Raw genomic sequence first — 12,924 nt, forward strand, 5'->3', positions numbered from 1 at the left:
GTGGAGTATGCCGTGCACGGTTCACCGCTTACCGCATTCGTCGCCATCGTCGTGACGCCGTCTTGACCCCGTCACGGAAAGCCTTTCTCGGCGAGCTGATCTCCGAGGCGGTGGCGATCTGCATCGTCATGACGTTCGGCCTGTCGGTCGCCGCGATGTACACGCTGTACGATCCGAGCCCGTACAAGACCGCCTATTGGGGCGTGTGCATCACCTGGGGCATGGCGGTGTCGATCTCGATCTACGTCACCGGTGCAGTATCGGGGACGCATGCCAATCCGGGCGTGACGCTCGCGCTGGCGCTGTACCGCGGGTTCGCGTGGAAGAAGGTGCTGCCCTATTGGTGCGCGCAACTCGTCGGCGCATTTCTCGGCGCGGCGATCGTCTACGCGCTGTATTACACCGTGATCGACCACTTCAACGCGACGCAGCACCTGACGCGGGCGGGCGGCGGTGCGGCGGGCGTGTTCTTCACGGCGCCGGGGCTCGCGGTGACGCCGATGAAGGCGTTCGTCGACGAGATCATCCTGACCGCGATCCTGATCTTCGGGATCTTCGCGATCACCGACGAGTTCAACACCATGGCGCCGCAAGCCAATTTCGGGGCGATCGTCATCGGGCTTCTGGTCGCGGTGATCGGTGCGTCGGCGGGGTATCTGGAAGCATGGGCGATCAACCCGGCGCGCGACCTAGGCCCGCGGAGTTTCGCGTGGCTTATGGGATGGGACGCGGCGGCGTTTCCCGGCGTCGGCAATTACTGGTGGGTGCCGATCGCGGGACCATTGATCGGGGCGGTGATCGGCGGCGGACTGCAACATCTGCTGATTCGCCCGTTCCTGCCGCGCAACAGGCCGCTAGCCGGTCCCCAATGAAGACGTCCCGCAAGGCTGACGCGCGCAAAGATATCAAGGAGAGTAAGGCGTGACCGACACCATCATCCTGGCGATAGACCAGGGCACGACCTCGACGAGGAGCATGACCTTCGGCACCGACGGCGTGCCGCGGGAGACCGTGCGCCGCGAATTCGCGCAGCATTATCCCCAATCGGGCTGGGTCGAGCATGACGCCGAGGACATCTGGCGCGACACCGTGGCGACACTCAAGGACGCAGCGGCGGCGGATGGCGGCAAGGTCGCCGCGATCGGCATCACCAACCAGCGTGAGACGGTGGTGGTATGGGATCGCAGGACGGGCGAGCCCGTCCATAACGCGATCGTCTGGCAGGACCGGCGCACCGCCAAGCTCTGCGCGGCGTTGAAAGCCGACGGCAACGAGCCGCTGGTGCGCGAGCGGACCGGGTTGATCCTGGATCCTTATTTCTCGGGCACCAAGCTCAAATGGATCCTCGACAACGTCGATGGCGTCCGCGCCCGTGCCGACCGCGGCGAACTCGCATTCGGGACGATCGACAGCTTCCTGCTGTGGCGGCTGACCGGCGGGAAGGTTCATGCAACGGACGCGTCCAACGCCTCGCGCACCTTGCTGTTCGACATCCACAAGGGGGCCTGGGATCCGGACATGCTGCGCATGCTCGACATCCCCGAGAGCTTGCTCCCCGAGGTCAAGAACAACAGCACGATCTTTGGCGAGACCACGTCCGACCTGCTCGGCAGGGCGGTGCCGATCGGCGGCATGGCGGGTGACCAGCAGGCCGCCGTCGTCGGTCAGGCCTGTTTCCAGCGTGGTGACGCCAAATCGACCTACGGCACCGGCTGTTTCGTCCTGCTCAACACCGGCAAGGAGGCGGTGACGAGCAAGAACGGTATGCTGACGACGATAGCCTATCAGCTCGACGGCGAGATCACGTATGCGCTCGAGGGCTCGATCTTTGTCGCCGGCGCGGCGGTCAAATGGCTGCGCGACGGACTTGGCCTGATCAACCGCGCGGCGGATACCGACGACATGGCGACCAAGCTCGACGGCAACGGGGGCGTCTACATGGTGCCCGGGTTCGTCGGCCTCGGCGCACCACACTGGGACCCCGATGCGCGCGCGAGCATCACCGGGCTCACCTTCGCCGCGACCGGATCCCACATCGCTCGCGCTGCGCTGGAATCGGTTGCCTACCAGACGGCCGACCTGATGAACGCGATGGTCGCCGACGGCGCGCGCGATGCGCGGCAGATCCGCGTCGATGGCGGCATGGCGGCGAACGATTGGTTCTGCCAGTTCCTCGCCAACATGCTCGACACCGACGTCGTCCGCCCCGCCAATATCGAGACGACTGCAGCCGGGGCCGCCTTCCTCGCCGGCATGGCGGTTGGGATCTGGAACGGCCCCGACGATATTGCGGCCACCTGGAAGGAAGACCGCATTTTCGAGCCCGGGATGAACACCAAGGAGCGGACTGCGTTGATGGCCGGATGGCAGGACGCCGTGGATCGAACACGTTCTAGGAAGACGGCATGAGCGAGCACGACACGCATCACGAGGTCGACCTCCTCGTCATCGGCGGGGGCGTCAACGGCACCGGGATCGCCCGCGATGCAGCCGGTCGCGGGCTGAAGGTCATGCTGGTCGAGCAAGACGACCTGGCCGCGCATACGTCGTCGGCAAGCTCGAAGCTGATCCATGGCGGTCTGCGCTATCTTGAGATGTACGAATTCCGACTGGTCCGCGAAGCGCTCGAAGAGCGCGAAAAACTGCTCGACATCGCACCGCATCTGATCCGTGGCATGCGGTTCGTGATGCCGCTGGCCAAGGGCATGAGGCCCGCGTGGCTGATCCGTATCGGCCTTCTCCTGTACGATAACATCGGCGGTCGCAGCCGGCTGCCCAAGTCGATCGGTGTCCGGCTCGATCGCACCGACTGGGGCCGGGGACTGAAGCCGGTCCGGCGCGGTTTCGTCTATTCGGACGGCTGGGTCGACGATGCGCGGCTGGTCGTGCTGAACGCGCTCGACGCGGCCGAACGCGGCGCCGATATCCGCACGCACGTGAAGTTCGAAGGGGCGACGCGCGAAGCCGACCATTGGGCGTGCCGACTGGGCGATGGCAGCATCGTCCGCGCGCGTGCGATCGCCAACACGTCGGGCCCCTGGGTCGGTCAGGTCCTCGGTGACATGCCCGAAGCCCAGCACGAGCGCCCACCGCGGCTGGTCAAGGGCAGCCACATCGTCGTGCCGCAGCTGTTCGCGGGCGACCATGCCTTCATCCTCCAGAACGCCGACAAACGCGTGATCTTCGCGATCCCGTATCAGGGCGACCTGACGCTGGTCGGCACCACCGACAAGCCGTTCGACGGTGACCCCTCCGCGCCGACGATCGATCCCGACGAGACCGAGTATCTGTGCGCCAGCGTGAACCGCTATTTCACGCGGCAGACCGCGCCCGCCGACGTGGTCACGAGCTATTCGGGCGTGCGGCCGCTGTTCGACGACGGCAACGCGAACGCATCCGAGGTCACGCGCGACTATGTTCTGAAGCTCGGCACGCGTGAAAGCCCGCAGATCCTGTCCGCATTCGGCGGCAAGATCACGACCTATCGCCGGCTGTCCGAACACGCCTTGGACGAACTGGCACCGTTCCTCCCGCCGATGGGGCCGCAATGGACCGCCGACGCACCGCTCCCCGGCGGGGACGTGCCGCCCGGCGGGATCGCCGCGTTCGCGGATACGGTTGCGAGGCGTTGGCCGTTCCTCGGCGATGCCACGGCACTTCGCATGACGCACGCTTATGGCACGCGGATCGGCGACGTGATGGGGGATGCGACCAGTATCGAGGATCTCGGCGACGGCCTGTCGACCCGCGAAGTCGACTATCTCGTCGCGAAGGAATGGGCGCGGTCGGTCGACGACATCCTGTGGCGGCGGACCAAGCTCGGCATCCACGGCGGCGAAACGCTGCGCGACGCGGTGGCGGCATATCTGAAAAGATCGGGCATCGTTACGGTCTGAGCGATCTTCTTGCGAAGAGCCAAGGGGGCGGTCGAAGCCATCAATCTGGAGCAAAGATCGGGAACGCCATGACATCGGCGATGGCACAGTTTCGCGCTGGCATCAGTTCTCCTCGGCGCACAGCCCGGGGTAGGGCGACGCCGTAGCACTGCAAGGGACGAACGCGTGACGGTTCAACTATACGGCATTGCCAATTGCGACACGATGAAGAAGGCGCGGCGGTGGCTCGACGACCACGGCGTCTCCTATGTCTTCCACGATTACAAAAAGACCGGTGCCGACGCGGCGCTGGTGCGGCACTGGGTGGAAACGCTGGGGTGGGAAACCGTGCTCAACCGCGCGGGCACCACGTTCCGCAAACTTCCCGAAGCCGACCGTGTCGACCTGGACGCCAGCACGGCGATCGCGCTGATGCTGGCGCAACCCTCGATGATCAAGCGCCCGATCCTCGACACGGGCGAGACGCTGCTGGCCGGCTTCGATCCAAAGCGGTATGAGGCGGTGGGACTGGGGAACGGCTGAAGGAGATCGGCATGCCTGTTGCGACATGGAACGGCCAAGAGATCGCACGCTCGGACGATACCGTCGTCGTCGAGGGCAACCCGTATTTCCCCGCGGACAGCGTTGATCCGGCACTGCTGGAGGATAGTGCGACGCAGTCGAGCTGCCCCTGGAAGGGCGTGGCGCACTACAAGACGCTGGTCGTCGACGGGAAGCGCAACGTCGATGCGATCTGGTATTATCCCGATCCCAAGCCCGCCGCCGCCGAGATCAAGGGACGGTACGCTTTCTGGAAGGGTGTGTCGGTCCGCTAAGGTGTGCAGCCTCGTGATGTGTCGTCCTTCGGACGAATTTCGCGAGGCGCCCATCATCAGGTATAGCGAGTCTTGGAAGGGGGGATCAGCGCTCGCGGCGGTATCGCACCGGTCATGGCGAATACGCGCTGAAAGTCTTTGCCTTGCGACCGGGGGCGCAAAGTCACGGGGACACAACGCGCGAAAAGCCTACCCGCTTCTCCTTCCCGATCGACCAAGGCTAACCGCCCCGCCGAGGCGGGGGCGGCGTTGCAGTCAGATCGCGCCCGAGAACGTGTCGCACTGCGCGGGGTCGCCACTGTCCAGACCGCGCTTCAGCCACGACTGGCGTTGCGCCGACGAGCCGTGTGTGAAGCTGTCGGGCACCACGCGACCCTGCGATTGCTTCTGCAGCGTATCGTCGCCGATCGCCTGCGCCGCGGTCATGCCCTCCTCGATATCGCCCGCCTCGAGCCGCGACCGGTTCGCCGCCGCCCAGACGCCTGCATAGCAGTCGGCCTGTAGTTCCAGCCGGACCGACAGCGCATTGCCCTCGGTCTCGCTGGCCTGACGCTGCGCCTGCTGGACTTGCGCGTTGGTGCCGAGCAGCTTCTGGATGTGATGGCCGAACTCATGCGCGATCACGTAATCCTGCGCGAAGTCGCCATTGGCCTTGAACCGTGTCGAGAGCTCGTTGAAGAAGCTGGTGTCGAGATAGATGCCCTGGTCGGTCGGGCAATAGAACGGCCCCATCGCCGACTGCGCCGCGCCGCAACCCGACTGGCCGTTGCCGTCGAAGAAGACGAGCTTGGGCGCTTCGAAACGCTGGCCGTTTTTCTGGAAGATCGCTTCCCAGGTGTTGTCGGCCGAGCTGAACGCGTTGCACGCGGCCTTGCTCTCGGGCGTCAGGTTGCAGCTCGACGTCGTGTCGGTGCCCGCGCGCGGCGACCCGCTCTGCGTGGTCGGGGCGGAGGACTGGCCGCCACCGAGCAGGCCGCCGAGCCCGCCCATGCCACCGAAGACCGCCATCAGGATCAACACGACGACGATGCCGCCGCACCCAAAGCGGCTGCCGATCATCGGCAACAGGCCCATCAACAGTCCGCCGCCACCGCCGAAGCCGCCGCCGCCGCCGCCGCCCGAGCCGCGCTGGTCCTCGACGTTAATGTTCGGATCGTAATCGTCGAGCCGCATGAAAATGCCCCTTTTCGTTTCTGCTTGGGAACGAAATGCGCAAGGTGGCGCTAGAGTTGCACGGCAGCTCGATCAGCTGCGCCAAAGCGATGGGGAGTGCGCATGTTCCTGAAAGGCAAGACCGCGGTCATCACCGGATCCACATCGGGGATCGGACTGGCCTATGCCAAGGCGTTTGCAGCCGAAGGCGCCGCGGTGGTGCTCAACGGCTTCGGCGACGCCGCGGCGATCGAGGCCGATCGCGCGGCACTGGCGCGGACCAGCGGTGCGGTAGCGCTGTACGATCCGGCCGACATGACGAAGCCCGACGAGATCGCTGCGATGGTCGCGCGCGCCGCGTCCGAGACCGGCAGCGTCGACATCGTCGTCAACAACGCGGGCATCCAGCACGTCGCCGGGATCGCCGACTTCCCGATCGACCGGTTCGACGCGATCATCGCGATCAACCTGTCGTCCGCGTGGCACATGATGCGCGCTGCCGTCCCGCTGATGCGCCAGAGCGGATGGGGGCGGATCATCTCTACCGCGTCCGCGCATTCGCTGGTCGCGAGCCCGAACAAGTCCGCCTACGTCATGGCAAAGCACGCGATCGCCGGGCTGACCAAGACCATCGCGCTGGAAACCGCGACAGACGGCATCACCGTCAACTGCATCTCGCCCGGCTATGTCTGGACGCCACTGGTCGAGAATCAAATTCCCGACACGATGGCGGCACGCGGCCTGACGCGCGATCAGGTCATGAACGACGTCCTGCTCGCGGCGCAACCAACCAAGGAATTCGTCACCCCTGAACAGGTTGCCGCATTCGCACTGTTTCTGTGTCGCGACGAGGCCAAGGCGATCACCGGCGCCAACCTATCGATGGACGGCGGCTGGACCGCAGCGTGACCCAAGCCCGCGCCCCCATCGCCAAACCCACCAGCACTCGACGCGATACCCGCCTGGCAACAGCCCCAACACTGCGACAGTCGACGATACGGACCCCGTTCGGCACGGCGCTATGGATGATCATATTGGCCGTTGGGGGAGGCGTAAGTGGGATGCGGGCCGCGGCGGCGGCACCCGTGCGCGATCGCGCGGACGTCGATGTCGATTGGCGCAGCGTCGCGACCTCTGCGGATCGTGGGCGGATACGCGGATGGCGCGGCGCATGGATCGCGGCACTCGCGCAGGTCGATCCGCTGGAGATCGTGCAGGACCCCGCGCTGTTCAATCCCGATCGTTCGATGGTCAATCCGCTGCCGCCGGCGGGGCCGTATCGGTGTCGCACCTATAAGTTGGGCGCGCGGGCCGGTATCGGGCCGACCTTCACGGCATCGGGATGGTTCGCATGCCGGATCGGTACCGCCGGCGGCGAGGCGGTAGTAAGCCTCGTCAAGCTCGACGGATCGCAGCGGCCGGTGGGGACGATCTTCGCCGACACCACGTCGCGTGCCATCTTTCTCGGGACGATGGAACTCGGCGATGAGACGCGCGCAATGCGGTATGGGCATGACGCGAACCGCGACATGGCGGGGCTCATCGAACGGATCGGCGCGCAGCGGTGGCGCGTCGTGTTGCCCTATCCGCGGTTTGAATCGTTGCTCGATGTGGTCGAGCTGGTGCCAGCGACGTAAAGCGCGCGCCGGCGACCATGCGCTCCGCTCTAGAGCGGCGCAGCGGCCAAGGGCGACGGCGTGGTCACAGGCGGCATTCCCGACGCATCGGGCGCAGCCGCGGCGAATCCCGGCGTGGCGGAACCCAGTGCGGCGGGATCAGATGCGGCAGCCCCCGACACGGCGGGCGCCGTCACGGGCGACGTCACGGGCGACGGAGTCGACGTGATCGGGCCTAGGCTCGCCAGATACGCGTTACCGTGCAACCCGACCGGAATGACCCGCCCCGCGTTCCCCGCCTCCACTGCCTTCAGATATGAACGCGGTTTCTTCATCAGACCGGGTTGATCGAGCGCCGATAGCCCCACCAGTCGTGCCGCCTCTTTGACGAAGGTGACGCAATTATGGTCGGCGACGCGATAGACGCTGTCGGGCTTGCCTTCGCTCCATGCGTCGACCAACCCAAGTATCGCGGTATATTGCGCACCGGTCATGACCACCGAGAACTGCGCATCGCTGCCCTTGATGTAGAAGGGCGTGGCAATATCGAGCTTGCCGGCGACCGGCTTGAACAACAGCGCAGGCGTCAGCGACTTGGCGGTAAAGCCGAAGTTCGCATCGACGGGCGCGCCACCGGCGTCGGCGACGCCGCGCAACGTGAAAAACGCATGCGGAAAGCTGTTGCCAAGCTCATGGCTCCAGAAGGTAATGGTGACCGCTGCCTGGGCAGGTTGGACACATCCGAGACACAGGGCGAGCAGGGCGACAAAGCGCAGCAGCGAGTTCATGACCCGCCATTATTAATAAATGTCGAGCGTTGCCAGTGTCTTGGTGCTGATTTTGATCAGTTCGGCGCGGTATTCTCTCCATCCGCAGCGCGCGCCGAGTGCGCCGGGGCGAGGACGGCGTTCTCGCGCTTCTCGGGCCTGATGTAGATCGACGACAGGGTCGGGACCGCGGCGCGCAATTCGGTTTCCATCGCCTCGATCATGGTCTCGCCGTCGCCCATCGTCACCGAATCGTCGAAGTCCGCGCTGATCGCTGCAAAGATGCTTTCTGGGGCGGTATGGATCGTGCGGACATGGTTCACCGAGACGATCGCGGGATGCGCGGCGACGATTGTGCGGATCGTCGCGATCACCGCCGGGTCGGCGCGCTCGCCGATCAACAGGCCCTTCGACTCACGAGCGAGCAGGACCGCGACCATCGCGAGGATCACACCGATCGCGATCGAGGCGGCGCCATCGATCCAGGGCTGGTTGAACGCATGGCTGGCCCAGATGCCGATTCCGGCGATCACGAGTCCGGCCAGCGCGGCCGAATCCTCGAACAATACGATGAACCCGGCCGGGTCCTTCGACCGATGAATCGCGTCCCACCAGCCAAGATCACCCTTGGCCTTGGCGAATTCCCGCATCGCGATCGTCCAACTGCTGCCCTCGAGCGCGAACGAGATCGCCAGCACGACATAGGCAACGGTCGGGCTGGTCATCGGCTCGGGTTCGCGGATATGGCGCCAGCCCTCGAAGATCGACACGCCCGCGCCGATCGCGAAGATCAGGATCGCGACGACGAATGCCCAGAAATAGAGTTCGCGACCATAGCCGAACGGATGCGCGTCATCGGCGGGGCGCTTGGCCTTTTTCTGCCCGTAGAGCAGCAGGACCTGATTGCCGCTGTCGACCACCGAATGGACGCCTTCGGTCAGCATCGACGACGAACCGGTCATCCCGGCGGCAACGAATTTAGCCACGCCGATCCCAAGATTGGCGGCGAGGGCACCGTAGAGGACGATGTCGTCCTTGATGCGAGCGGTCAGTGTCTTGGCCATGCCGCCGTCCTACACGAGGGAGGGCGGTTGGAAAGGGGTGGCTTCGCAACAGGTTGGCGAAAGTGCCTGCGCCCCTTGCCGACGAGCACGGGTCCGTAGAACAGGGATGTCCGCCGGTGGACGAACCACCGGCGGGCGCCTTTCCTCCCCAGGAAACTGGCAGCGTCAGCCGAGTCGGCCGAGGCGGTGGTACAGCGCACTCATCCGCGTCAGCCGCGCGTCGTCGATCGAGGTGCGGCTGATCATCTCGCCAAGCACCTCCTTCATCAGCGCGAAATCGTTGGTCGAAAAGACGGCGCGGGCGCGAGGTTGTTCGGTGGTCGTCTGCATGGCTTGCCTCCTTCGATGGTGATCGATGATCTTGTCTCTCTCTTTACAGAGTGGCTGTATCGAGAAAGGCGATGCACAGTTCATAGCGGACATTTTCGTTGGGTTGGAACGCACTACCGTCATGCTCCAGCGTCGCGATGTCCGTGGCGCTTGCACCTGACGTGTCGATCTGTAAACATCGTGACAGGAGGGTTTGCGATGGCGGAACGTAAATTGCTGGCGGGACACGCGATCCGTCGTTTGCGGCGCGGCGCAGGGCTGACGCAGGCGGCGATGGCCGACATGCTCGCGATCAGCCCGAGCTACCTCAACCTCGTCGAGCGCAACCAGCGGCCGATCTCGGCAACGTTGCTGATCAAGTTAGCGGAGAGCTTCGACTTCGACCCGCGCGCGCTGACCGCGGCCGAGCCGGGCGGCGGTGCGGATGCGATCCGGCGGCGGCTGGCGGATCCGATGTTCGCCGATCTCGAGATCGACCGCAACGAAGTCGAGGAATGGCTTGCCAGCGCGCCCGGCGGCGCGGCCGCGTTTGCGCGGGTGTTCGACCGGATCGGCGGCGGTGCCGCGGTCGAGGCGGGCGACGATCCGGTCACGCTTGTCCGCCGCGAGATCGAACGCTGGCGGAACCACTTTGCCGATCTCGACGCGGCGGCGGAGGCGCTGGCGGACGAACTGCGGCTGGGCGCGGGCGATCTCTACGGCGCGATTGCCGAGCGGCTGCGCGCGAAGCATGGCCTGACGATCCGCGTCCTGCCCGCCGATGTGTTGCCCGACACGCTCCGCCGGCTCGATCTTCATGCCCGCCAGCTTCAATTGAGCGAGATGCTCGACCCCGCCTCGCGGACGTTCGCGGTCGCGTTCCAGCTCGGGCAGATCGAGGCGAAGGCCGAGATTGACGCGCTGGCGGTCGGGGCCGGCTTTACCGATCGCGCGGCGGAACGGCTCTATCGCCGCCATCTGCTCGGCTATTTTGCCGCCGCGCTGATGATGCCTTATGCACGGTTCCTGCGCGGGTGCGAAACCACGGGCTACGACATCGAACTGCTGCAACGCCGGTTCGGCGCGGGGTTCGAGCAGGTCGCGCACCGGCTGACGACGTTGCAACGGGTCGGCGCGCGCGGGCTGTCCTTCTTCATGATCCGGATCGACCGCGCGGGGCAGGCATCGAAACGCTATCCCGGCGCGAGCAGCGCGACGCTGGTCGAAGCGGACGGGCGCTGTCCGCTGTGGCGCCTGCACCACGCGTTCGACCGACCGGGCAGTCTGATGGTCCAGCTTGTCGAACTCGAAGACGGCGCGCGCTGGCTGACGATGGCGCGGACGGTGACGCCGCAGGGGAGCCGCTTCGGCGAGGTCCATGCCGAGTTTGCGATCGGGCTCGGCGTCGCGGCATCGCAAGCGGGTGTGCTGGCTGCCGCGAGTGGCCTTGATCTCGCGGGCAGGGCGATGCCGATCGGTCTGGGCTGCCGGGCCTGCTTCCGCAGCGATTGCCCGCAGCGGTCGATCGCGCCCGCCGGACGCGCGCTGCTGATCAACGACCGTGAGCGGCGGACGTCCGCATTGACCTTCGCGGGTGACTGAAGCCGGGGATGGGCCTCAAATAAATAAACATACGTCAAGGCGAAGCTTAAGGGGCGATTGATACGTACCTTTGTACGCGGTGAGCCTGTGCGTTCCCTCGCTGGCCCGCCGCCTCGCCCCCGATCTCGATGGGGGGTCAAGAGGATGCTCGATCCGTCCTTTTGCTCAGCATGTTTAGGGTCGGATCGAGCGTCTGCTCCGGACGATCAGGCCAGCCAACCGCCCGTGAAGCCCGCGCGTTGCAGCCCGCGACGGATATGCGGGTTGCGCTGCATCGTCGACCAGACCAGCCCGGTCCGCCAGTTTTCCATCATCACGACGATCGCCCCCTGGTCGATGCCAAGATAATCGCCGTCGACCCAGCCCATCTTCGGATCGATGCTGCCATGCTTCAACGGTGCGGATGGCGTGATCAACGTCGGGTTGAACGAATCGAGAAAGCCGTATTTGCCGTAAATCTGCGCGCCGTAGCGGCCATGCATCGTCTCGATTGCGCGGCGTGCCAGTTCGGGCTCGAACGCGATCGACGCGGCCGCGGCGGTCGGCGCCAGCGTGCCGTCGTCGCGGTCGTCCGGCCCGCGTGCGGAATAGCTGAAGAACTCGCGCTTGCGGCCGCCGATGTCGGCGGTGAAGTCACCCGGGCCGTCGCACGCGGTCAGGCCCCAGACGTCGGGACCATAGCCCGTCCACCCGCCCGGATTGGCGATCGCATAGGCCCGTTGCGCACGCACGGCGCGGCGGCTGTTCTCGAAATAATCGATGCCCTTCTTCGCCATGTAGCGATCGCGGATGCCGCGGAAGTCGATCCAGCAATGGCTGTATTGATGCACGAACAGCGGCGAGAAATGGACGTGCGGCTCGCCCCATCGGTCGGTCCACTGCGTGTCGAAGCGATCGGTCCACGCGTCCCAGGTTTCTGCCGGCAACGCATGTGTCGGCGATCCCAGCGCCAGCACGTACAAGAGCAGCGCCTCGTTATAGGTGTTCCAGTCGTGCGGGATGAACCCGCTTTCCGGGTGCCACCCCATCGACAGGAATGGCGGCCGCGGCATGATCCAGTTCCAGTCGATCGCGGCATAGAGCTGGTCCGCCAGCGTGCGAATCCGAAGCTCGCCCGGGTGATCCGCATCGAACCAGCTCTGTGCGAACAGCACGCCGCCAATCAGCAGCGCGGTGTCGATCGTCGACAGTTCCGCGCGCGCGAACCGGTGGCCCTTGGTTGTGCCGAGGAAATGATAGAACAGCCCCTTATAGCCGCTATCGTCGCTCTTGCTGTCGCCTTGCGGTGCGGCGGCGAAGAATTCGAGCGTGGCAAGCGTCCGCGTGCGCGCCTCGTCGCGGGTGATCCAGCCATTGACCACGCCGATCGGATAGGCGGTGAGCGCGAACCCGACCGCGGCGATCGACGCGAACGACGGCGTCGGCCAGCGATCCGGCGCCAATCCGGTCGCCGGGTCCGTCGTTTCCCAGAAGAACCGGAAACTACGCTGGTGAAGGTCGGCGAGCAGCGCGGTGGGCAACGCGGTGCCGCTGCTGCTCCCGGTACTGCCGGTCGGGCCGCCGAGCCGGATGCGCGAAGGCACGGCACAGCCGGCCATGAGTCCCGCCAGGCCCAGCGTCGTGTGGCCCAGCACCTGCCTACGATCGATCATGACGTCCTTTGGTTACTGATACGCGAGAGGACGCGGGACGCAGCCGGGCTG

Annotated in this window: 13 protein-coding genes; 8 read left to right on the plus strand and 5 right to left on the minus strand. The window is 65.7% G+C overall.

Annotated features, from left to right (window positions below; genetic code table 11):
* The first annotated feature begins 62 nt into the window (after positions 1-62).
* The 5 genes from ASF00_RS05985 (at position 63) to ASF00_RS06005 (ending at position 4,711) form a co-directional block, all read left to right on the plus strand.
* The gene (locus ASF00_RS05985; protein WP_082463248.1) at positions 63-872 is read left to right on the plus strand and encodes an MIP/aquaporin family protein; all 810 of its coding nucleotides are present in this window, start codon (positions 63-65) and stop codon (positions 870-872) included.
* Between the two features lie 49 nt (positions 873-921).
* Positions 922-2,409 carry a glycerol kinase GlpK gene (gene glpK, locus ASF00_RS05990; RefSeq protein ID WP_082463249.1) on the plus strand — a complete coding sequence of 496 codons (1,488 nt, stop codon included), beginning with the start codon at positions 922-924 and terminating at the stop codon, positions 2,407-2,409.
* A complete protein-coding gene (gene glpD, locus ASF00_RS05995) occupies positions 2,406-3,896 on the plus strand; it encodes a glycerol-3-phosphate dehydrogenase (protein ID WP_055875773.1) in 1,491 nt (496 codons plus the stop codon). The genes glpK and glpD overlap by 4 nt, the downstream gene beginning before the upstream one ends.
* Before the next feature lie 165 nt (positions 3,897-4,061).
* On the plus strand, positions 4,062-4,418 hold the full coding sequence (locus ASF00_RS06000) for an ArsC family reductase (protein WP_055875775.1): 357 nt from the start codon (positions 4,062-4,064) through the stop codon (positions 4,416-4,418).
* Between the two features lie 11 nt (positions 4,419-4,429).
* Complete coding sequence (locus tag ASF00_RS06005) at positions 4,430-4,711, plus strand: DUF427 domain-containing protein (protein WP_055875778.1); 282 nt, start codon at positions 4,430-4,432, stop codon at positions 4,709-4,711.
* 255 nt (positions 4,712-4,966) lie between these two features.
* Here the strand turns inward: ASF00_RS06005 and ypfJ are convergent, their stop codons facing one another.
* A complete protein-coding gene (ypfJ, locus tag ASF00_RS06010) occupies positions 4,967-5,884 on the minus strand; it encodes a KPN_02809 family neutral zinc metallopeptidase (RefSeq protein WP_055875781.1) in 918 nt (305 codons plus the stop codon).
* 102 nt (positions 5,885-5,986) lie between these two features.
* Between ypfJ and ASF00_RS06015 the strand changes: the two genes are divergently transcribed.
* Positions 5,987-6,772, plus strand: coding sequence for a 3-hydroxybutyrate dehydrogenase (locus ASF00_RS06015; RefSeq protein ID WP_055875784.1), 786 nt, complete (start codon positions 5,987-5,989; stop codon positions 6,770-6,772).
* A gap of 152 nt (positions 6,773-6,924) precedes the next feature.
* Positions 6,925-7,500 (plus strand): DUF4893 domain-containing protein, encoded by a 576-nt coding sequence (locus ASF00_RS06020; RefSeq protein WP_235525644.1) that lies wholly within the window; start codon positions 6,925-6,927, stop codon positions 7,498-7,500.
* A gap of 29 nt (positions 7,501-7,529) precedes the next feature.
* Here ASF00_RS06020 and ASF00_RS06025 read toward each other — a convergent pair whose 3' ends face one another.
* From ASF00_RS06025 to ASF00_RS18780, 3 genes are all read right to left on the minus strand, one after another.
* Positions 7,530-8,267, minus strand: coding sequence for a hypothetical protein (locus ASF00_RS06025; protein WP_156348204.1), 738 nt, complete (start codon positions 8,265-8,267; stop codon positions 7,530-7,532).
* 56 nt (positions 8,268-8,323) lie between these two features.
* Positions 8,324-9,310, minus strand: a complete 987-nt coding sequence (locus ASF00_RS06030) for a cation diffusion facilitator family transporter (protein WP_055875790.1) — start codon at positions 9,308-9,310, stop codon at positions 8,324-8,326.
* 165 nt (positions 9,311-9,475) lie between these two features.
* The gene (locus ASF00_RS18780; RefSeq protein WP_200910134.1) at positions 9,476-9,640 is read right to left on the minus strand and encodes a hypothetical protein; all 165 of its coding nucleotides are present in this window, start codon (positions 9,638-9,640) and stop codon (positions 9,476-9,478) included.
* Positions 9,641-9,838: 198 nt separating this feature from the next.
* On the opposite strand from ASF00_RS18780, the gene ASF00_RS06035 reads away from it, so the two are divergent.
* Entirely contained in the window at positions 9,839-11,221 is a 1,383-nt protein-coding gene (locus tag ASF00_RS06035; RefSeq protein WP_055875793.1) for a helix-turn-helix domain-containing protein, read from the plus strand.
* 206 nt (positions 11,222-11,427) lie between these two features.
* On the opposite strand, the gene ASF00_RS06040 is transcribed toward ASF00_RS06035, so the two are convergent.
* Complete coding sequence (locus tag ASF00_RS06040) at positions 11,428-12,873, minus strand: glucoamylase family protein (RefSeq protein WP_055875795.1); 1,446 nt, start codon at positions 12,871-12,873, stop codon at positions 11,428-11,430.
* Positions 12,874-12,924: the final 51 nt, after the last annotated feature.

This window comes from Sphingomonas sp. Leaf34 (assembly GCF_001421805.1).
Classification (GTDB): domain Bacteria; phylum Pseudomonadota; class Alphaproteobacteria; order Sphingomonadales; family Sphingomonadaceae; genus Sphingomonas.